Below are 19,409 nucleotides of genomic sequence, written 5' to 3'. Positions count from 1 at the left end.
TCAGCCCGCTTTTTGCGATCCTTCGGCGGCCGGCCTGTACACCATGCTCAAGACCACGGACGCGGCCAGGATCGCCGCCACCACGGCGAGCGACACGAACACGGGGATCTTGTAGAAGTCGGCGATCAGCATCTTCACGCCGATGAACATCAGGATCAACGCCAGCCCGTAGCTCAGGAGATGGAAGCGCCCGGCGAACCCCGCCAGCAGAAAGTACATCGCCCTCAGCCCCAGGATGGCGAACACGTTGGAAGTCAGCACGATGAATGGATCCAGGGTGATGGCGAAGATCGCCGGGATGCTGTCCACGGCGAAGACCACGTCGGTCACGCCCACCATGACCATGACCACGAACAGGGGCGTGGCCCATCGCACCCCGTTCCGGGTCACGAAAAACCGCTCTTCGTGGAATTCCGGGGTGATCCGCAGATGACCGCGCAGCCAGCGCAGCATCGGGTTGCGCTCCAGGTCCGGCTTGGCGTCGGCGAACACCCACATCTTGACGCCGGTCGCCAGGAGAAACGCGCCGAACAGATACAGCACCCAGTGAAAGCGGGCGATGAGCCAGGCGCCGCCCAGAATCATGGCCGCGCGCAGCACGATGGCGCCCACGATCCCGTAAATCAGGACCCGGCGCTGGTATTTGAGGGGCACGGCGAAGTAGCTGAACAGCATCAGGAACACGAAGATGTTGTCCACCGCCAGCGACTTCTCCACCAGATAGCCGGTCAGGAACTCGGTCACCTTGAGATTGGCCAGGCTGCGGCCGTGCTGGAGGTCCAGGTACCACCACAGCAGGCCGGCGAAGGCGAGGGAAAGGGCGACCCACAGGGCGGACCACCAGGCTGCCTCCCGCAGCGGGACGCGCCGGGAGCCCTTGCGTTCCAGGAGCAGGATGTCCGCGGCGAGGGCGGCCACGACGAAGACGGCGAAGGCCGCCCACATCCAGGGGGTACCGATGGTCTCTGGCATGACTATCTCCTTTGCAGCTCGTTGGCGGGGTGCCCCGTCCCCGAACCGCCAGCCATCGGCCTGGCCTGAAAATAAAAAAGACCTTTGCCGGCGCTGGCAAAGGTCTCGCTTGCAACCGCAGGTTGCCGGCAGGACCGGGGCGGTGCCCGGATTGACGATCCCGCCGCGAGAGCCCATTGAGACGGGCTCCGTCGAGCTACTCCCCTTTGGGGCTGGCGCGGCTTAAGCGCGCCGGTGCGAATTCTACCGAGTTTGGCGGGCGGTCGGCAAAAAAGTTCCGGCGTCCGCGCGCGTCACTGGATAAACCCAAGGGCAAGGCACAGGGGCAGGGTCAGCCAGAAGGCCACGGTGCTCCAGCCGATGAGGAGCGCCGCCGCTTCGTGGTCTAGGCGGAAGCGGTCGGCCAGCAGCAGGGCCGTCATCATGGTGGGCGTGGTCCCTTCCACCACCGCCGCGTACTCGGGCTCCCCCATGGGGGCGAACAGAAGGCGGGCGGCCACCCACACCAGCGCCGGCACCACCAGAAGCTTGACCGCGGCCACCGCCAGGATCTCCCCCTTCGGGATCAGGGCGCGCCACGGCACCGTGAGCCCGAGCACGAAAAGGATCACCGGGATGGTGGCCTGGCCGATGAAGCGGGTGGCGTTGACCAGGGGCTCGTAGACCCAGCCCAGGGACTGGAGCCCGATACCCAGCACGAAGGCCCAGATGGGGGGCATGGTGGCGACGACGCGCCACACCGAGGGCTGGTCGGCGGCATTGCCCCGGTGGGACCCCAGGCGGGTGCAGATCCACACCCCCACGCTCCACACCACCGGGATGGTCATCAGCATGTCGTTGAACACCGCGTAGCGCAGCGCCTCTGGCCCGTAGAAGAACTGCAGCACCGGCACCCCGATGTTGAAGGTGTTGCCGAACATGCCGCCCACCATCAGCACCGCCCGGGTCGTGTCGTTGAGAGGGCGGCCGATCGGAGAACGATAGAGGATCCAGTACAGCACGACCCCGGAGGCCAGGGAGCCGATGCCCACCAGCAGGGGCACCCGCAGCAGGTCGCCGGTGATGGGCGTGGTGGCGGAGACGGAGAAGATGATGGCCGGGTAGAAGACGTACATCACCAGCCGGTTGAGCTGGCTGCGCAGGGGGGCGAGAGGCGCGTCGCGGAAGACAAGGGGCCAGAGCGCCCCTGCCACCACCAGCAGGGACAGGGGCAGCATCACCTGCACCATCAGGCCGACGAGCTGGGAGTAGCGGTCCATCGGTCCTCAAATCCCGGTGGGGCGCAAGCTGGCGGGAAGCGCAGGCGCGCGGGCCTGCCCTTCTTCTGTGGGCAGCGTCCCGGCCTTCGCCGCCTATCTTTTGCCCTTCGCCTCCGGGTTGACCAGATCGGGAGGATCGCCCCGGGTCAAGGCCGCCACCAGGTTTTCAGCGGCCTTTTTGGCCATGTTGAAACGGGTGGAGCGGGTCGCGCTGGCGATGTGGGGCGCCAGCACCACGTTCTTGAGCCGGAGGAACTCGGGGTGGAGATTCGGCTCGTTTTCGTACACGTCGAGCCCAGCAGCGGCGATGGTGCCGTTCCGCAGGGCCTCCGCCAGCGCCGCGTCGTCCACCACCCCGCCTCGGGCGGCGTTAATGAGGATGGCAGTACGCTTCATCTTCTTGAACTCGGCGGCGCCGATCAGGTGGTGGGTCTCGGGCGTGTAAGGACAGTGCAGGGTCACGAAGTCCGAGCGGGCGAGGAGCTCCTCCTTGGATACGAAGGTGGCGCTGCAGCGGCGCTCCACATCCGGCGCGATCCGGTGGCGGTTCCAGTAGAGCACCTGCATGTCGAATCCGAGGGCGCGCCGGGCCACCGCCTGGCCGATGCGTCCCATGCCGATGATGCCGAGGGTGGCCCCGTGCACGTCGGCCCCCAGGAGTTGCTTCAACTCCCAGCGCTTCCACCGGCCGTCGCGCAGGTAGGCCTCCGCCTCGGTTAGGCGCCTGGCCGCCCCGAGGAGGAGGGCCCAGGTGAAGTCGGCGGTGGCTTCATCCAGGACCCCGGGCGTGTTGGTAACCAGGATACCCCGGCGCGTGCATTCCGCCACGTCGATGTTGTTGTAGCCTACGGCGATGTTGGCCACCGCCTTGAGCCTGGGCGCCTTGTCGAGAAGCGCGGCGTCGATCCGGTCCACGATGGAGACCATCGCGCCGTCCTTGTCCGCCAGGCGTTGCGCCAGGTCCTCGGGACCCCACACGGCGTCGCCCTGGTTGTCGCTCACCTCGAAGTGCTGCCGCAGAAAATCGAGGACTTCGTCGAAGATTTCCCGAGTGACGAGGACTTTAGGCTTCATGGTCGATGGTTCTGAGGGCGGAAAAGTCGGGCATTCCCGCACGCGGGCTCAGTCCGCCCGTGCACGGCGCGACGCCATTATACCGTCCCGCCCGCCCCGGAAGCCCGCCAGCGCGGGTGCCCTCCCCGGAAAAGCTCCGGGCGCAGAGGCCCAGGCGGCGCTCCCTGGACGCCTAGCCCTGCCCCCAGGGCGCCTCCGAGGCGTTGCCCGGCAACTGGTATGGCAGTAATATATCAGGTGCACGAGGAAGGAGGGCAGACCGATGCAGGAAAAACGGGCCAAGCGCACCATCACCGAGATCCGCGATTCCAAGAAGACCGGGGAGAAGATGGTCTACATGTCGGTGCCCGACTACACCTCGGCGCGCTGGGCGGAAATGGCCGGGGTGGACGTGGCGGTGGTGGGCGACAGCCTGGCCATGGTGGCCCACGGCCACACGAGCACTATCCCGGCCACCATGGACATGATGATCATGCACTCGGCGGCGGTGCGGCGAGGCGCCCCCAACACCTTCGTCCTGGGTTGCATGCCGTACCAGAGCTACAACACCGTGGACCGGGCCCTCGCCAACGCCGTCCGCTTCATGCAGGAAGGAATGTGCGACGCGGTCAAGCCCCAGGGCGGCAAATCCCAGGCCCACATCCTCAAGGCCATCGTGGACGCCGGCATCCCCTGCGCTTCCCATATCGGCTTGACGCCCCACACCATCGCCATGTTCGGCGGCTTCAAGGTCCAGGGGCGCACGGCGGAAGCGGCCATGAAGATCCTGGAAGACGCCCTGGCGATCCAGGACGCGGGCTGCTTCATGCTGGAGTTCGAGGCGGTGCCGGCGAAGATCGCCAAGGTGATCTCGGAGCAACTGGAGATCCCCACCATCGGCATCGGCGCGGGCGCCGGCACCGACGGCCAGATCCTGCTGTGCTACGACCTGCTTGGCGTATTCACCGATTTCAAGCCCAAGTTCACTAAACGTTACGCCAACCTAACCGAGGTGGCGGTGGCGGGCATCCGGCGCTACGTGGACGAGGTCAAGGGCGGCGTCTTCCCGGACGAGGAGCACAGTTACGGAGTCGACGAGCGGGAGTACGAGCGCTTTCTCGCCATGGTCGAGCACCGGCGGCAGATCTGACCGGCCCCGCGTTTCTCTCTCAAGGCCCGGAGCCGAGCGCTGGGATATACTTTCCGCGCCTTGCCACGAACCACGAAGAACGACGATGGCACCCGAGCAGACAGCATCCGATGAGCCGCCGGCCGAGCTTGACCAGGGCTTCGAGGAGGCGCGCCTTGCCTCGTAACGGCGTCAAGGGCACCGGGGCCCGGAGCGCCGTCCCGCGCCGTGCCGCCCAGGTCCCGCGCTCGCGCCCCCGCCGGCGCGCCGATCAGTCCGGCGAGAGCTTGACCGACCGGGCTTACCGGGATCTGGAGGAGCTGATCGTCACCCTGAAGCTCCCCCCCGGCGCCGCGGTCTCCGAAAGCGTCCTGAGCAGGCAACTGGGCATCGGCCGCACTCCCATTCGTGAAGCCCTGCAGCGGCTCGCCCGGGAGCGTTTGGTGACCATTCTCCCCCGGCGCGGCATCATGGTCTCGGAAGTCAACGTGAAGAGCCAGTTGCGCCTGCTGGAACTGCGGCGCGAGGTGGAGCGGCTCGTCGCCCGCAGCGCCGCGCGTCGGGCGACGCCCGAGGAACGCCAGCGCTTCCATGAGCTCGCGGACAGCTTCGAGCAGGCCGCGCGCACCAACGACGACACCACCTTCATGCGAGTCGACCGGGAGTTCAACGAGCTGTGCCTGGTGGCGGCGCGCAACGAATTCGCCGCCAACGCCATGGGTCTCGTGCACTCTCTGTCGCGGCGCTTCTGGTACATCCACTACAAGCAGGTGGCGGACATGCCCCGCGCCGCCAAGTTGCACGCCGACGAAGCGCGCGCCATCGCCAGCGGCGACGAAAAGGCCGCCGCGGAGGCCTGCGACCGTCTCATCGACTACGTGGAAGAATTCACCCGCGCCACCGTCAGCACCGACGTCTGATTCGCGGCGCGGCGGGATGGCACCGCCTTTTTGGGTCTTGACAAGCGTTCTCGTTCCCGTATACTCATATATCACTCATATATCAGTGATAGACGATATAGACATTACCGATATCACTTATATTGGACCGGTAGAAGATCCGGTAGAGTCTAAGGAGGCAACCATGAAATCCATCGCGTCCGAGCCCATGCTGGTCGAGCGCCACGCCATGAACGAGCGCCAACGCCAGTTCCGCGAGCAATACAAGTCCAAGATCCACCCGCTGTATAACGGGCCTTTCCACATCGGCGTGATCTACGTGGTGGGCGCCGCCGCCATTTGGTGGTGCATCTCCCGTCTGGAAAACGCCACCTGGGAGTGGCTCCTGGTGATCCCCATTTTTTTGTTTTCTAACCTGTTCGAGTGGTGGATTCACAAGAACGTGATGCACCGCCTGGTGGACGTATTCGCCCTGCGCGCCATCTACCAGCGCCACACCCGGGAGCATCACCAGTACTTCACCGACAACGAGATGACGGTGGACTCCACCCGCGAGTGGCGCATCATCTTCTTTCCCTGGCGGGCGCTCTTCACCTTCATGGCGCTCGGCACGCCGTTCGCCTTCTTGCTCGGGTGGCTGATCAACCCCAACGCCGGCTACATCCTGATGATCACCATCATCGGCCAGTACCTGATCTACGAAACGTTCCACTACTGCTGCCACGTGCACGACAACTGGTTCGTGCGCCACATGCCCTTCATCAACACTATCCGGCGCCACCATACGGTGCATCACAACAAGGGCATCATGATGGACATCAACATGAACCTTACTTTCCCCATCGCCGACTGGCTGATGGGGACCAGCGATCTCGACCGAGGCCTGCTGGGCCACCTCTTCAACGGCTATAGCATGAAGTACGTCAAGCCCGAGGTGAAGACCAAGATGGATCGCTGGGTCAACCAGGAAGAGTCCCCGCGGGAAGCACGAGCGGAAGCCGTGTCCGCCCGGCAGCCCGCCTGATTCGTTCGACCACTTGCCATAGGAGGAGGGGCACATGCGACAGAGTCGCAGAAATACTTTGAGAGGTCTCGGCGCGGCGGGCGTCCTGGCCGCCACCGCGTCGCTTGCGCGCGAGGCAGCAGCCCAGCAGAAGGGGCCCAGCTACAACTGGAAGATGGCTACCGGGTGGGCCGGCGGGCCATTGATGGACATCGGGGCCAAGGCCTTTGCGGAGCGGCTCGAGTTTCTGTCCGGAGGACGAATGAGGGTGCAAGTGTTTCCGGGCGGCGCTTTGGGCAACGCGCTCAAGGTCTCGGAGACGGTCAAGAACGGCATCGCCGAGATGGGCCACACCTGGATGGGCTACGACTGGGGTGCGGATCCGACCACCGTGCTCTTCGGCGGCTATGCCGGCAGCTTCAACTCCGAGTACATGCTGCATTGGCTGTACGAGGCCGGCGGCGCCGAGATGCAACGCCAGTTCCGGGAAGAGAAATTCGGCATCGTCTCGATGCCGCTCTTCATTCGTACCGCCGAGGTCTTCCTCCATTCGCGCAAGCCGGTCAGGACCCTGGCGGACCTGAAGGGCCTGAAGCTGCGCACCGCCGGCGCCTGGATCGAGATGGCCAAGGAGCTGGGCGCCTCCCCGGTGACCACACCTGGAGGCGAGATCTACCCGGCACTGGAGCGGGGAGTGATCGATGCCACCGAGTGGGGTACCCTCTGGGAGAACATCACCCCAGGCTTCTACAAGGTGGCCAAGTACCTGATCATCCCGGGCGTGCACCAGCCCACGGCCCCCTTCGAGCTCTGTATCAACAAGGACGTGTGGGGCAAGCTCTCGGCCGGCGACCAGAAGCTGATCGAGCTCACCGCCAAGCTGGTCACTTTCGAGACCTTTACCCGCATCGGTCACGAAGACGCCAAAGCGCTCGAGTTCTACCGTAAAGCTGGCAACGAGATCGTCGAGCTGGACGAGGAGGTGCAGTACGCCGCCCGGGAGCGGGGCTTCGCTTGGGCGGACAAAACCAAAGCCGGCAATCCCTGGTTCGAGAAAGTCTACAAAAGCCAGCGCGAGTTCGAAGCGCTGTGGAAGGACGCGCCTCGATACCGTAACGTCAAGGTGAAGCAGGCGTAACTATTACCCAGCCGGCGAGGGCGCGCGGCGCTTTCGCTGGCCGGGTGCCGAGACCGTCCGCGGCCGGTGCCGGACCGCCGGAGTGCGCGTTTTGCCAACCCTCGACCGCCATGATCCCCCTGCTCAGATTCCTTGACCGCGTGAGCGGCTCGAGCGGCGCCGTGGCCGCCTGGCTCGTAATTCCCCTCATCGCCGCGAGTTGCTACGAAGTCTTCTCCCGATACGTGCTCAACGAGCCCACCCTCTGGGCGTTCGAGATCGGCTACATGGTGATGGGCACCCATTTCCTCATCGGCATGGCCTACACTTTGCGGGAGAACGAGCACGTGCGGGTGGACCTGTTCTATAGCCACGTCTCTCGGCGCGCCCGGGCGCTGATCGACGCGTTCACCTACGTGGTGCTGGTGTTGCCCCTGTGTCTGTGGCTCTCCGCAAGCCTGTGGGAGAAGGCGCTGAAAGCCTACGAGACCCAGGAGCGCTCGGGGATGTCGGCATTCAACCCTCCCATCTGGCCGTACCGGGCCGTGTTCTTCGCCGCCTTCGCCCTGCTGTCGCTGCAGGCGATCGCCCAGCTCATCCGCGCCCTCATGGTCCTCGCGGGCAAAAAACTCCCGGAGGAGCAGGCGTGATGGAGTACTTGCCCCTCGCCATGCTGGCGGCGATGTTCGTGCTCATCTTCCTGGGAGCGCAGGTGGCCTTTGCCCTCATGGGCACGGCGTTGATCTTCGGCTACCTGGTGTTCCACGACGCGGTGATCTTCCAGTTCATGGAAAAGGTGGAGGACATCGCCTCCAACTTCGTCCTGGCCGCGGTGCCCCTATTCGTGTTCATGGGCACCATGCTAGAGCGCTCCGGGATCGCCGAGCAGTTGTTCGAAGCGGTGCACCTGTGGACCCGGCGCCTGCCTGGCGGCCTGGCTCTGGGCACGGTCACCATGTGCGTGATCTTCGCCGCCTCCACCGGCGTGATCGGTGCCACCGAAACCGTGGTGGGCCTGCTCGCCATCCCGGCGATGTTGAAATACTCCTACAACAAGCCCCTGATCTGCGGCACCATCTGCGCCGGCGGGTCGCTGGGCACCATCATCCCTCCTTCAGTGGTGGTGGTGGTGCTGGGGCCGGTGGCCAACGTGTCGGTGGGCGATCTGCTGATGGGCATGATCTTCCCCGGCCTCATCATGGCCGGGCTGTACCTGCTGTTCATCTTCCTGGTGTGCCTGGTGCGGCCGGACTTCGGCCCGCGCATCCCCTCGGGGCCGGACGACCCCGATCTGGGGCAGAAACTGAAGATCACCCTGCGAGCCCTAGTGCCGCCCCTCATCATGATCTTCGCCGTGCTGGGTTCCATCATGCTCGGCTGGGCGGCCCCCACCGAGGCAGCGGCCCTTGGCGCCTTCGGCGCCGTGCTGCTCACCATTTTTTACCGCAGGTTTAGTTTCCCCACCCTCAAGGACGCGGTGCTCAAGACCCTGCGCATCACCTCCATGATCATGGCGATCCTGCTGGGCGGCACCATCTTCACCGGGGTCTTCTTCGCCGCCGGCGGGATCAACCTGACCAACCAGTTGGTGACCCATCTCGACCTCGGGCCCTGGGCGCTGTTGGCGTTGCTGCTCACCCTCTGTTTTCTGGCGGGCTTCGTCCTCGACTGGATTTCGATTCTGCTCATCTTTATCCCCATTTTCATGCCGCTGGTGAACGCCGCCGGGTTCAACCCGGTGTGGTTCTGCATTCTGTTCCTAATCATCATCCAGACGAGTTACCTCACGCCGCCGCTGGCGCCCGCCATTTTCTATCTGCGCGGGATCGCGCCCCCCTCCATTACGCTGATGGACGCCTATAAGGGCGTTATCCCGTTCATCCTGCTGCAAATCGCAACCCTCGCTATCGTGATCGCTTTTCCCCAGACGGTGCTCTGGCTGCCCGAGAAGGTTCTCGGCTTCCGCTAGCGCCGGCATAAAGGAGATCCTGCCATGACCCCGGAACAAGTCCTGTCCCATCCTCCCCGCGTGCTGACCCAGGAGCAGCGGGAGTTCTATTTCGAGCACGGCTATCTGTTGCTGGAAAGAATCATCCCGGACGATTGGCTCGAGCGGCTGCGCGCTGCCACCCAGGCGCTGGTGGAGCGCAGCCGCTCCATCACCAAGTCGGACTCCATCTACGACCTGGAGCCGGACCACCGGCCGGAGGCGCCGCGCCTGCGCCGGGTGTCGAACCCGGTGGAGCAGCATCCGGTGTTCTGGGAGTACTGTTCCCAGTCCTTGCTGGGGGACATTGTGGCCGACCTGGTGGGACCCGACGTCAAGTTCCACCACTCCAAGCTCAATTTCAAATGGGCCAAAGGGGGCGAAGAAGTGAAGTGGCACTACGACATCTCCTTCTGGCCCCACACCAATTATTCGCCTTTGACCGTCGGCACCTATCTTTACGATTGCGGCATGGATCAAGCACCCTTGGGGGTGCTGCCGGGCAGCCACAAGATCGAACCCCTTTTTTCTCAATACGACAAGCGGGGAGAATGGACCGGGTGTCTGTCGGAGGAAGATCTCGCGAAGCTGGATCTCACCCGAGCCGTGTTCCTGCCGGGACCGGCCGGCTCAATCACCATTCATAACTGCCGCACGCTCCACTATTCAGCCAAGAATCTGTCCGATCTGGGCCGGCCGCTGCTCCTCTTTACCTACAGCTCGGCCGACGCGTTCCCCTACACGGCGAACCCGATCCGCTCCAAGTACGACCAAGCCATCATCCGCGGCAAGCGGGCCTTGTGGGCCCACCACGACCCGCGCCCCTGCCTAGTACCCCCCGACTGGTCCGGCGGCTATACCTCTATCTTCGCCCTGCAGCAGACAGAGGCGCAAAAGCGGGCGCAGATGTAGCCTGGAGGAAGAGGTGAGCCATCCTGCCTTGGGTGCCCCCGCGGACCGGCGTCCGGCATACCGCATCGATACCGACGTCGCCGTCGCCGGCGGCGGGGCGGCAGGGGTCGCTGCAGCGGTCACCACGGCGCGCCAGGGTTTACGGGTAACCCTGGTGGAGCGTTATGGCTTCTGCGGCGGCGGCGCGGTGGCTGGCATGTCCGGCACCGTGTGCGGGCTGTACGAGGCGAGCGGCGATCCGGGCAAAACACCGAAGCAGGTGGTATTCGGGTTCGCAGATGAGTTCGTGCGACTGCTGGAAGCGCGGGGCGGGCTGACGCCGCCGGTGCGCTACGGCAAGACCTGGACCCGGGTCCATGACCCCCTGGTATGGCGCGAGGCCGCCGACCATGTGCTGCGGGAAGCGGGGGTGCAGGTGCTCTACCACAGCACTGTCACCGGCGTGCTGCTGGAGGGCGACCGGGTCCAGGGCCTCGCCCTCTACACCAAGCAAGGACCGGTCATGGTGCGCGCCCGCCTCACCATCGACGCGAGCGGTGACGCCGATGTGGTAGCCATGGCTGGATTTCCCTCTTTCGTCGGCGACGAAGGACGGGTACAGAATCCCACCATGATCTTCCGCCTCTGTGGCGTGGACACCGAAAAGTTCCTGCGTATCTACGGCACCGACACTATCATGCCCGAACAGGTCTCGGCGCTTATCCGCTGCCATCACAGCCGCAGCTACTTTCTGCCCAGAGCGAAGATCTGGCTTTTCACCACACCCCGTCCCGGAGAGCTATTGTGCAACTGTACCCGGGTCCTCGGCGCCGACGGGCGCGAGCTCAATACGTTGTATTACGCGGATTTCACCGAGGCGGAGATGGAAGGGCGGCGGCAGGTACGGGAATATGCCCGCTTCTTCCGCGACCACCTGGCGGGCTGCGAAGCGAGCTGGGTCAACGACACCGGCGTTCAGGTAGGCGTGCGCCAGACTCGCCAGGTCCGGGGCGTGATGCTTCTCACGAACGAGGACGTAGTAAGCGCCCGCAAGTTCCGTGACGGCATTGCCCGCTCCCCCTGGCCCATCGAGCTGCATAGCGGCGACAAACCTCGGGTTGAGTGGTTGCTCAACGACTTCTACGAAGTGCCTTACGGATGTCTAGTGCCCCAGCAGGGAGAAGGTCTACTCGTTGCCGGCCGCTGCCTTTCAGCCCAGCACGAGGCGGTGGCCTCGGCCCGTGTCACCGCCCAGTGCTTCAGCTATGGACAGGCGGCAGGACACGCGGCAGCTCTGTGTCTCGAGACCGGATGCGAACCGCGCCAGCTCCTGGGTGAGGACGTGCGTGCCCGGCTCAATCGGGACGGTGCGCGCCTCAACGAATGAAACGCGAGGGCCCCCAACCCTTGATCTGGATCAAAGCCCCCCCTATGGCGATTGATATATTACTGATGTATCAGATGTCGATAGGAGAAACGCCATGGACACCACGCTCGCGACCGGACTCCTTTGCCTGGCAGCGACCTTCGCAGCAGCGCTAGCCATGGCCGCCCGGCGCCGCCTGGCGCCCCGGGAGCGGCTACGCTTCGCCCGCGTGGTGGAGCGTTCGGGCGTCGCCCTGAGCACCCTGGGCCGGCCGGGAACCCTGTGGGAGGTTTCCCAAGCGGTGCGGACCTGCGTCCGCTGCCCCCACGGCAGCCGATGCCAGGCCTGGCTCGACGCGGGGCAGCGGGACGGGTTCGACGCCTTCTGCCCCAACGCCGGGCAGATCCGCCGCATCGCCCGAGGATGAACCGGCGGCGAGAATGACGCCCGACCCAGGACAAGTCGTTCGAGGGCGACATTTCCAGGCCCTGCACCGGGAAGGGCTCTTCATCCTGGCCAACGCCTGGGACGCGGCGAGCGCCCGGGTGTTCGAAGCGGCGGGCTGCGTGGCAGTGGGGACTTCCAGCGCCGGAGTAGCCTTTAGCCTGGGGTGTCCCGACGGAGAGCGCGTCTCTCGGGAAGAGATGTTGGCGGCGGTGGCGCGCATCGCCCGCGCCGTGGAAGTGCCCGTGAGCGCCGACATGGAATCTGGGTATGGCGACACCCTCGAAGCGGTGGCGGAAACGGTACAAGCCGTCATCCAGGCGGGCGCGGTAGGCATCAACCTGGAGGACGCCGCTTTCGACGGGCGCCTGTTCGATCTACCGCTCCAGGTGGAAAAGATCCGCGCCGCCCGGCGGGCGGCCGACGCCTCGGGCGTGCCGTTCGTGATCAACGCCCGCACCGACGTGTTCTGGCACAAGCTGGGAGAGCCCCGGGAGCGGCTGCCCCTGGCCATCGCCCGGGCCACCGCCTATCGGGAGGCGGGCGCCGATTGCCTGTTCGTCCCCGGCGCCGTGGAACCGGACACGATCCGCACCCTGGTCAAGGAAATCCCCGGTCCCCTCAACGTGCTGGCTTCTCCGGGCTGCCCGCCCATCGCGGCGCTCGCGGAAGCGGGCGTGCGGCGGGTGAGCCTGGGGTCGGGGCCCATGCGGGCGGCCATGGGGCTCGCGCGGCGGATCGCGGAGGAACTGTTCGGCGAGGGCACGTACCAGGCGCTCCACCAGGGAGCGATCCCCTATCTGGAAGCGAATGCCCTGTTCGAGCGCCGCGGGCGTTGATCCCCTGCCCGCATCCCTGCCGGTGCGCCCCGGTCACTCTTCCTTCTGCTTGAGGGTTTCGAGGAACTCCCACACCATCAGCGCCGCGCCGATCAGGATCACAATGACGAGGGGAAGCTCCCGGATCTTGAACGCCACCACCGAGACGAAGGCCAGCATCAGGATCATCCCGATCAGCCCGGTCACTAGCTTCGTTCCCATTCGGTCCTCTCCTTCCCGGTTCACTCGCCGGCCTCGTTCACCCGCCGCTCCAGCCAGCGGGCGGTGCGCAACAGCCGGGCGTCGTCCCCGTACTGACCCACCAGTTGCACCCCGAGGGGCAGGCCGTCGGCCCCCTGCATCAGGGGAAGGCTCAGCGCCGGCATGCCGCAGTAGGTCCATAAGGTGCAGAACACCGGGTCCCCCGTGGTTTCCGGGGGCGGCGCGGTGCCGGTGGTGGCGGGTGTGAGAATGGCGCTGTAGCGCTGGGCGAAGAGCTCGTCCAGGCCCTTGCGCACCGCCCGCCGCCGCTCCAGCGCCAGGTTGTAGTCCACCGCCAGCACCCGGCGCCCGCGCTCGATCTGTCCCCGTAGCGACTCGCTCAACTGGTCCCGCCCCTGCTCGTACTCCCGCTGGAAGCTCTTGGCGATGTCCGCTTCCATGAGGGTGCGATGCCAGTCCCACGCCTCGGCGAACAGCTCGGGCAATTTGAATTCCTCCACGTCCTCCCCCAAGTGCTCCACCAGCTCGGCGAACGCTTCCCGCGTCTCGGCCTCGGCCAGTTCCCAGAAGGGCGTCTTCACGAAGGCGATCTTGGGCGGCAGGGGCGGCTCCTCGCCGCACAGCTTGACCAGGGGCGGAACGGGCCTCGGCACCGTATCGGGATCCTCCTCGTCGTATCCCACCAGCGCTTCGGCGAGCAGCGCCACGTCCTCCAAGCTGCGGCCGAAGACGCCGATCTGGTCCAGGGGCCGGGACTGCTGCAGCACGCCGCTGCGAGGGATCAAGCCGAAGCTCGGCTTGAAGCCGTAAACGCCGCAGTACGCCGCCGGCCGGATCACCGAGCCGTTGGTCTGGGTGCCCACCGCCCCCGGCACCATGAACGCTGCCACAGCCGCCGCCGAGCCGCTGGAGGAACCCCCCGGGGAGCGACCGGGGTCCTGGGGATGGCGCGTCTTGCCCGGGGTATAGGTGGCGAGCTCCGTGGTCACGGTCTTGCCCAGGATGACCGCGCCGGCCGCCTTGAGGGCGCGCACCAGGGCAGCGTCGAACAGGGCTACCCGCCCAGCATGAAGGGGCGTGCCGTCTTCGGTCGGCATGCCGCGACAGTCGATGATGTCCTTGAGACCCACGGGTACGCCGTGGAGCCGCCCCAAGGGCTCGCCGCGCTTTCGGGCCTCGTCGGCGCGCCGTGCCGATTCCAGCGCCCACTCCCGGTCCAGGTATACCCAGGCCTGCACTTGGGGCTCCACCGCGTCGATGCGGGCGAGGCAGGCGCTGACCAGCTCCTCGGCGCTCAAGCGCCCTTCCCGGAGGGCCTCGGCCGCCTGGAAGACGCCGAGCCGGTGGAGCCCGGTTCCTGGATCGATTCCGCCCATGGGTGTCGTTCCCCTCCCGTTACCGGACGCCATAGAGCCGGTCCGGCAGCCAGGCCACCAGACCCGGGAAAACGTAGACTATGATCATGGCGATGAACACCATGCCCAGAAACGGCATGCAGCCCCGGAAAATCGTGGTGAGCTGGACGTGGGGCGGGGCGACGCCCTTCAGATAGTAGGCGGACATGGCCATGGGCGGCGTGAGGAAAGAAGTCTGCAGGTTCAGGGCCACCAGGATGCCGAAGAACATGGGGTCGATGTTGAAGTGGGGCAGCAGGGGCAGGAAGATGGGCACGAAGATGATGATGATCTCGCTCCATTCCAGGGGCCAGCCCAGCAGGAAGATGATGAACTGGGACAGGATCAGGAAGGTCACGGGGTTGAGATCCAGGCCCAGCACGAACTCCTTGATCAATCCCTCGCCCCCCAGGTAGGAGAACACCGACGAGAAGGTCCAGGAGCCGACGAACAGCCAGCACACCATGGCGGAGGTGCGGGCGGTGAGGAACACCGCCTCCTTCAGCCGCTCCCAGGTGAGGGCCCGGTAGCCGGCGGCCAACACGATGGCGCCGAAGGCGCCCACCGCCGCCGCCTCGTTGGGTGTGGCGAGGCCGAACAGGATGGAACCGAGCACGGCGAGGATCAGGATCGCCAGGGGGAAGAACGCCGTGAGCAGCAGCCACACGATCTTGAGGAAAGGAACCTGGGTCTCCTCCTTGGGCAGCTTGGGCGCCAGCCTCGGGTTGAGGACGGCCCGAATCAGCACGTAGATCACGTACAGGCCCGCCAGCAGGAATCCCGGGAACAGCGCCGCGGCGTAGAGCTTGACCACCGACACCGCCGAGGTGGCGCCGTAGACTATCAGCATGATGGAGGGCGGGATCAGAATCCCCAGCGTGCCGCCAGCGCAGATCACCCCGGCCGAGAGCTTCTGGTCGTAGCCCGCCTTGATCATGGCGGGAAAGGCCAGCAGCCCCATCAAGGTCACCACCGCGCCCACGATGCCGGTGGCGGTGGCGAACAGGGCGCAGGTCACCAGCGCCGCCACCGCCATGGGCGCCGGCATCCAGCGCAGGCTCACCTGCAGGCTGTAGAACAAGCGGTCGAGGATATTGGAGCGCTCAATCAGATAACCCATGAACAGGAACAGGGGCACCGCCACCAGCACGTCGTTGTTCATGATGCTGAAGGTGTTCTGGGAAAGCAGGTAGAACACCCGGTTGTCGAAAAAGGCCTGGTCCGGCACGTAGTAGGCGTAATAGCCGAAGCCCACGCCCATCGCCATGAGGGTGAAGGCGATGGGAAAACCCAGCATGATGATGAAGATGAACGCCCCCAGCATGAGGAGGGCGATTTCCGGGTTGGTCATCGGCTCGCTCCCTGGTGCGCCTGGGCCTGCGCCCGCGCCCTCTCCTGCTGCTGGGCGAGGATCGCCGTTTCCATCTCCTCCACGTCGTGCAGCCGCTGGGGCCAGCGCCCGGTACGGAAGGCGATGATGCAGCGGATCACTTCCGCCACTCCTTGAAGGGCGAGGAGAGCGCCCGCCACCGGGATGAGGGCCTTCAACTGGTAGATGGGAACACCCACCGGGCTATTCACGCTCACCTCGCGGATGCGGATCGATTCCAGGGCGTAACCGCCGCCGGCGATGACCAGCGCCAGCACCCCCGGAAAGAAGAAGATAAAATACAGCACCAGCTCCACGGTGGCCTGCACCCGGATCGGCCACAGCCGGTAGAACATGTCGGCCCGCACGTGGGCGTTGCGCGACAGAGCGTACGCGCCCGACATGATGAATAGCCCCCCGTACAGGATGTAGCTGAAGTCGAAGGCCCAGCTGGTGGGGTCTCGGAGCACGTATCGCACAAACACTTCGTAAGTCGTGCCCAAAGTGAGGATCAGGATGCACCACGCGAAGGCGTGGCCCACCGACCGGCTCAACTGATCGATGGCGTGCAGCAGACGTTGGACCATGGGTTCACCCGGGAGAGACCGGATACGAAATGGGGCGGCGCCCGAGCGCCGCCCCGTCTACCCTCACGAAACCTTCGACTCCGCCGCTTTGCTCAGAACGGCAGCTTGCCGAAGATGTGCTCGTAGCCCAGTTTGTAGTCGGCGTTGTTGAAGAACCAGTAGTAGCCGACCCGCTTGGCCCAGGCACGCTGGGAATCTACCACCTTCTTGAACATGGGGTCTTCGTCCGACAGCCGCTTGGTGACGACGTCCCAGGCCTTGAGCTGGGCCTCGAAGATCGACTGGGGCGTGCGGATGACGTTGACCCGGTGCTTCTGGATCAGCTCCTGCAGGTCCTTGGAGTACTGGTCCATGGCCAGGGCGAAGTTGGAGGTGCTGGCGGCTTCTGCAGCGTACTTGAGGATCGCCTGCAAGTCCTTCGGCAAAGCCTCGTACCTCTTGCGGTTGAAGACGATCTCGAAGAACTCCATGGCCTGGTGGTAGCTGCCCATCATGTAGTTCTTCGCCACGTCCTGGGCGCCGAAGCGCAGGTCGGAGGTGGGGTTGTTGAACTCGAATGCTTCGATCACGCCCCGCTCCATGGCCGGCACGATCTCGCCGCCCGGGAGCTGTGTGACTTTTACGCCCAGTTCCTGCATCAGGTCCGCCGCCAGCCCCACGGTGCGGTATTTGAGGCCCTTCAACTCCTCGGCCGACTTGATCGGCTTCTTGAACCAGCCCAAGGGCTGGGTCGGCATGGGCATGGCGAAGAAGCCCACCACGTCCAGGTTCAGCTTCTTGAGCAGCTCCTGGTACAGGGGGTAGCCCTCCTTGTGGATCCAGGCGAGGGTCTGGGCCGCGTCGCAGCCGTTAATCGGGCCCGAGCCGAAGAGGGAGGCCACCTTGCTCTTGCCGTACCAGTACACCGGAACGTGGTGGCCGGCATCCAGCACCCCCTTGCTCACCGCGTCCATGACCTCGAAGGGCTTCACCACCGAGCCGGCCACCAGATAATCGATACGCAACCGGCCCCCGGCCATCTCGTTCACCCTCTGGACATACTCCTCGGCCATCTCGTTGAAGACGTCCTTGGCGCCCCACGCGCCCTGCATCTTCAAGACGACAGGGGACTGGGCGACCGAGAACATAGGAAAGCCGGTGATGGCAGCGCCGGCGGACGCCGCGGCGGCGCCTTTCAGGAACTTGCGGCGGGAAGTCTTGACCTTCTCCTCCTTGGCGGAACTCGGTTGTTGTTCGATCCCGGATTTGCGGATTACCTCACTCATCGCTTCCTCCAATTTGTTGTTAAGGCAGTGACGGTATAGCTCAAACCGCGCTGCAAGCCGAAGAGACCGGCGCCTGCGGCGTACAAGAACCGCACCGTGCCTGCCGTTCTGTCGCAGCGTTCGTTTTCACGCCCGGCTAGACCACCCGGTCTGGCGCTCGCAACGTAACCGCTATCATACCTTCGAAAGATGTTTTTTGACCAGTGCCTTAGGGCCGCCTCAGGGAGGGTTCCCCGGTTCAAGACGCCGCCCCCCGCCCCGGCGCCGGATCAAGAACGCCAGAATGGGCGGCGTCATAAGGGTGGTGAGCATCACCATGATGACGATGATGGAAAACACCTCGTCGCTGACCACGCCCAGCCCCTTGCCCACCACGGCGAAAATCAGGCCCACCTCCCCCCGCGGCACCATGCCCCAGCCCACCAGCCACTTGTTCACCCTCCCCGCCACCACGCCGGCCGCCACCTTGCCGATCACGGCGGCCGCGGTGATGCCCACCGCGATCAGGAGCGCGTGCAGGTTGAAAAGGGCGTCCAGGCGCACGCCCATGCCGGTGATCACGAAAAAGAACGGCACCAGGAAATGCCCCAGCGGGTTGATCAGCTCCTCCAGGCCGCGCTGCTGGTGATGGGCGATCACTTTTTCCAGTCGCTGGCGCACGGGGGGTTCCATGTCCTGGATGGCGCGCGACACGTCGGTGATGAACTCGGGGGACTCGAAGTCCCGGAACTGCACCTCGTCCAGGATCAGGCCCGCCGCAAACGCCCCCACGATGGGCGCCAGGCCGATCTGCTGGGCCAGGAAGGCGAACACCAGGCAGGTGCCGATGACCAGCATGAACTTCATGCCGACGCCCGTGTGGATGCGGCTGAAGAACCGGCTGATGCGCGGGGCGAACGTCTGCCCCAGCGCGAGGGCCGCCACCAGGAACAGGACCGCCTTGGCGATGATCCAGGCCACACCGAGGGCGTCCACGGTGCCCGCCGACACGATGGCGGAGACCACTGCCAAGATCACCAGCCCGAGCACGTCGTCGATCACCGCCGCGCCCAGCACGATTTGCGACTCGGCCGTCTGGAGCGTTCCCATGTCCTTGAACACCCGCCCGGTAATGCCTACGGAGGTAGCAGTGAGGGTGGCGCCGAGAAAGAGGTAGGCGTTGAAGGAAAGGCCGGGCAGCAGCGCGGGCCCCACGATCCAGGTCCCTAGCAGGAAAGGCAGCGCCACGCCCACCACGGCCACCAGGAACGCCCGCACCCCCACCCGGCGCATGGAGTCCACGCTGGACTCGAGCCCGATCTGGAAGAGGAGGATGACGACGCCCAGCTCGGCCAGGAACCTGACGATCTCGTCCGTCTTGATGGGCTCGAACCAGTCGATGCCCACCAAGAACAGGTTGCCCAGGGCGATGCCCACCAGCAGTTCCCCCAACACCGCCGGCTGGCCGAGGCGCTCCACCAGGCTCGCCGTCTTGGCCGCTGCCAGGATCAGGGCGATCCACAGGAAGACCCAGGCCGTGTGCTCGGCTTCAGCCGTGACGGCGGCGGCGGCCTGTACGGACCACACGGCGGTGGCCAGGACGCCGCAGCCCAGCGCAAGCCGGACAGCGTTGAGTGTACCCGGTGCTGGCACGG

19 protein-coding genes are annotated in these 19,409 nt (G+C 65.4%); 10 read left to right on the top strand and 9 right to left on the bottom strand.

Annotated features, from left to right (window positions below):
• The 3 genes from ACUVYZ_RS11100 to ACUVYZ_RS11090 form a co-directional block, all read right to left on the bottom strand.
• Complete coding sequence (locus ACUVYZ_RS11100; protein ID WP_439934519.1) at positions 1-972, bottom strand: TerC family protein; 972 nt, start codon at positions 970-972, stop codon at positions 1-3.
• A gap of 293 nt (positions 973-1,265) precedes the next feature.
• Positions 1,266-2,231, bottom strand: a complete 966-nt coding sequence (locus ACUVYZ_RS11095) for an AEC family transporter (protein WP_439934518.1) — start codon at positions 2,229-2,231, stop codon at positions 1,266-1,268.
• 93 nt (positions 2,232-2,324) lie between these two features.
• Positions 2,325-3,305, bottom strand: a complete 981-nt coding sequence (locus tag ACUVYZ_RS11090; RefSeq protein WP_439934517.1) for a 2-hydroxyacid dehydrogenase — start codon at positions 3,303-3,305, stop codon at positions 2,325-2,327.
• A 262-nt stretch (positions 3,306-3,567) separates the two neighbouring features.
• Between ACUVYZ_RS11090 and panB the strand changes: the two genes are divergently transcribed.
• From panB to ACUVYZ_RS11040, 10 genes are all read left to right on the top strand, one after another.
• Positions 3,568-4,434 (top strand): 3-methyl-2-oxobutanoate hydroxymethyltransferase, encoded by an 867-nt coding sequence (gene panB / locus ACUVYZ_RS11085; protein ID WP_439934516.1) that lies wholly within the window; start codon positions 3,568-3,570, stop codon positions 4,432-4,434.
• Between the two features lie 110 nt (positions 4,435-4,544).
• Positions 4,545-5,333 (top strand): GntR family transcriptional regulator, encoded by a 789-nt coding sequence (locus ACUVYZ_RS11080; protein WP_439934515.1) that lies wholly within the window; start codon positions 4,545-4,547, stop codon positions 5,331-5,333.
• A 163-nt stretch (positions 5,334-5,496) separates the two neighbouring features.
• Positions 5,497-6,336, top strand: a complete 840-nt coding sequence (locus ACUVYZ_RS11075) for a sterol desaturase family protein (protein WP_439934514.1) — start codon at positions 5,497-5,499, stop codon at positions 6,334-6,336.
• 34 nt (positions 6,337-6,370) lie between these two features.
• Positions 6,371-7,453, top strand: a complete 1,083-nt coding sequence (dctP, locus tag ACUVYZ_RS11070; RefSeq protein ID WP_439934513.1) for a TRAP transporter substrate-binding protein DctP — start codon at positions 6,371-6,373, stop codon at positions 7,451-7,453.
• A 161-nt stretch (positions 7,454-7,614) separates the two neighbouring features.
• Complete coding sequence (locus ACUVYZ_RS11065) at positions 7,615-8,082, top strand: TRAP transporter small permease subunit (protein WP_439934512.1); 468 nt, start codon at positions 7,615-7,617, stop codon at positions 8,080-8,082.
• Positions 8,082-9,401 carry a TRAP transporter large permease gene (locus ACUVYZ_RS11060; protein WP_439934591.1) on the top strand — a complete coding sequence of 440 codons (1,320 nt, stop codon included), beginning with the start codon at positions 8,082-8,084 and terminating at the stop codon, positions 9,399-9,401. The genes ACUVYZ_RS11065 and ACUVYZ_RS11060 overlap by 1 nt, the downstream gene beginning before the upstream one ends.
• A gap of 24 nt (positions 9,402-9,425) precedes the next feature.
• Positions 9,426-10,331 (top strand): phytanoyl-CoA dioxygenase family protein, encoded by a 906-nt coding sequence (locus tag ACUVYZ_RS11055; protein WP_439934511.1) that lies wholly within the window; start codon positions 9,426-9,428, stop codon positions 10,329-10,331.
• A gap of 13 nt (positions 10,332-10,344) precedes the next feature.
• Entirely contained in the window at positions 10,345-11,697 is a 1,353-nt protein-coding gene (locus ACUVYZ_RS11050) for an FAD-dependent oxidoreductase (protein WP_439934510.1), read from the top strand.
• 94 nt (positions 11,698-11,791) lie between these two features.
• Positions 11,792-12,103: a DUF6455 family protein gene (locus ACUVYZ_RS11045; RefSeq protein WP_439934509.1), complete on the top strand. Its 312-nt coding sequence runs from the start codon at positions 11,792-11,794 to the stop codon at positions 12,101-12,103.
• A 13-nt stretch (positions 12,104-12,116) separates the two neighbouring features.
• The gene (locus ACUVYZ_RS11040; RefSeq protein ID WP_439934508.1) at positions 12,117-12,959 is read left to right on the top strand and encodes an isocitrate lyase/PEP mutase family protein; all 843 of its coding nucleotides are present in this window, start codon (positions 12,117-12,119) and stop codon (positions 12,957-12,959) included.
• A 33-nt stretch (positions 12,960-12,992) separates the two neighbouring features.
• Here the strand turns inward: ACUVYZ_RS11040 and ACUVYZ_RS11035 are convergent, their stop codons facing one another.
• The 6 genes from ACUVYZ_RS11035 to ACUVYZ_RS11010 form a co-directional block, all read right to left on the bottom strand.
• The gene (locus ACUVYZ_RS11035) at positions 12,993-13,160 is read right to left on the bottom strand and encodes a hypothetical protein (RefSeq protein WP_439934507.1); all 168 of its coding nucleotides are present in this window, start codon (positions 13,158-13,160) and stop codon (positions 12,993-12,995) included.
• A gap of 20 nt (positions 13,161-13,180) precedes the next feature.
• A complete protein-coding gene (locus ACUVYZ_RS11030) occupies positions 13,181-14,536 on the bottom strand; it encodes an amidase (protein ID WP_439934506.1) in 1,356 nt (451 codons plus the stop codon).
• Between the two features lie 19 nt (positions 14,537-14,555).
• Positions 14,556-15,905 carry a TRAP transporter large permease gene (locus ACUVYZ_RS11025; RefSeq protein WP_439934505.1) on the bottom strand — a complete coding sequence of 450 codons (1,350 nt, stop codon included), beginning with the start codon at positions 15,903-15,905 and terminating at the stop codon, positions 14,556-14,558.
• Positions 15,902-16,510 carry a TRAP transporter small permease subunit gene (locus ACUVYZ_RS11020; protein WP_439934504.1) on the bottom strand — a complete coding sequence of 203 codons (609 nt, stop codon included), beginning with the start codon at positions 16,508-16,510 and terminating at the stop codon, positions 15,902-15,904. The genes ACUVYZ_RS11025 and ACUVYZ_RS11020 overlap by 4 nt, the downstream gene beginning before the upstream one ends.
• 92 nt (positions 16,511-16,602) lie before the next feature.
• A complete protein-coding gene (locus ACUVYZ_RS11015; protein ID WP_439934503.1) occupies positions 16,603-17,775 on the bottom strand; it encodes a TRAP transporter substrate-binding protein in 1,173 nt (390 codons plus the stop codon).
• A gap of 219 nt (positions 17,776-17,994) precedes the next feature.
• On the bottom strand, positions 17,995-19,407 hold the full coding sequence (locus ACUVYZ_RS11010) for a cation:proton antiporter (RefSeq protein ID WP_439934502.1): 1,413 nt from the start codon (positions 19,405-19,407) through the stop codon (positions 17,995-17,997).
• Positions 19,408-19,409 lie beyond the last annotated feature (2 nt).

This window comes from Pelomicrobium sp. P1, assembly GCF_052805615.1.
This window is presented reverse-complemented; position numbering and strand designations above follow the sequence as displayed.

What these genes read in the sequence shown, in the direction of transcription:
- ACUVYZ_RS11020 (WP_439934504.1), bottom strand. Translation starts at nt 16,510, where the DNA reads ATGGTCCAACGTCTGCTGCACGCCATCGATCAGTTGAGCCGGTCGGTG.
- ACUVYZ_RS11045 (WP_439934509.1), top strand. Translation starts at nt 11,792, where the DNA reads ATGGACACCACGCTCGCGACCGGACTCCTTTGCCTGGCAGCGACCTTC.
- ACUVYZ_RS11080 (WP_439934515.1), top strand. Translation starts at nt 4,545, where the DNA reads ATGAGCCGCCGGCCGAGCTTGACCAGGGCTTCGAGGAGGCGCGCCTTG.
- ACUVYZ_RS11030 (WP_439934506.1), bottom strand. Translation starts at nt 14,536, where the DNA reads ATGGGCGGAATCGATCCAGGAACCGGGCTCCACCGGCTCGGCGTCTTC.
- ACUVYZ_RS11040 (WP_439934508.1), top strand. Translation starts at nt 12,117, where the DNA reads ATGACGCCCGACCCAGGACAAGTCGTTCGAGGGCGACATTTCCAGGCC.
- ACUVYZ_RS11025 (WP_439934505.1), bottom strand. Translation starts at nt 15,905, where the DNA reads ATGACCAACCCGGAAATCGCCCTCCTCATGCTGGGGGCGTTCATCTTC.
- panB (WP_439934516.1), top strand. Translation starts at nt 3,568, where the DNA reads ATGCAGGAAAAACGGGCCAAGCGCACCATCACCGAGATCCGCGATTCC.
- dctP (WP_439934513.1), top strand. Translation starts at nt 6,371, where the DNA reads ATGCGACAGAGTCGCAGAAATACTTTGAGAGGTCTCGGCGCGGCGGGC.
- ACUVYZ_RS11055 (WP_439934511.1), top strand. Translation starts at nt 9,426, where the DNA reads ATGACCCCGGAACAAGTCCTGTCCCATCCTCCCCGCGTGCTGACCCAG.
- ACUVYZ_RS11100 (WP_439934519.1), bottom strand. Translation starts at nt 972, where the DNA reads ATGCCAGAGACCATCGGTACCCCCTGGATGTGGGCGGCCTTCGCCGTC.
- ACUVYZ_RS11035 (WP_439934507.1), bottom strand. Translation starts at nt 13,160, where the DNA reads ATGGGAACGAAGCTAGTGACCGGGCTGATCGGGATGATCCTGATGCTG.
- ACUVYZ_RS11075 (WP_439934514.1), top strand. Translation starts at nt 5,497, where the DNA reads ATGAAATCCATCGCGTCCGAGCCCATGCTGGTCGAGCGCCACGCCATG.
- ACUVYZ_RS11095 (WP_439934518.1), bottom strand. Translation starts at nt 2,231, where the DNA reads ATGGACCGCTACTCCCAGCTCGTCGGCCTGATGGTGCAGGTGATGCTG.
- ACUVYZ_RS11060 (WP_439934591.1), top strand. Translation starts at nt 8,082, where the DNA reads ATGGAGTACTTGCCCCTCGCCATGCTGGCGGCGATGTTCGTGCTCATC.
- ACUVYZ_RS11090 (WP_439934517.1), bottom strand. Translation starts at nt 3,305, where the DNA reads ATGAAGCCTAAAGTCCTCGTCACTCGGGAAATCTTCGACGAAGTCCTC.
- ACUVYZ_RS11015 (WP_439934503.1), bottom strand. Translation starts at nt 17,775, where the DNA reads ATGAGTGAGGTAATCCGCAAATCCGGGATCGAACAACAACCGAGTTCC.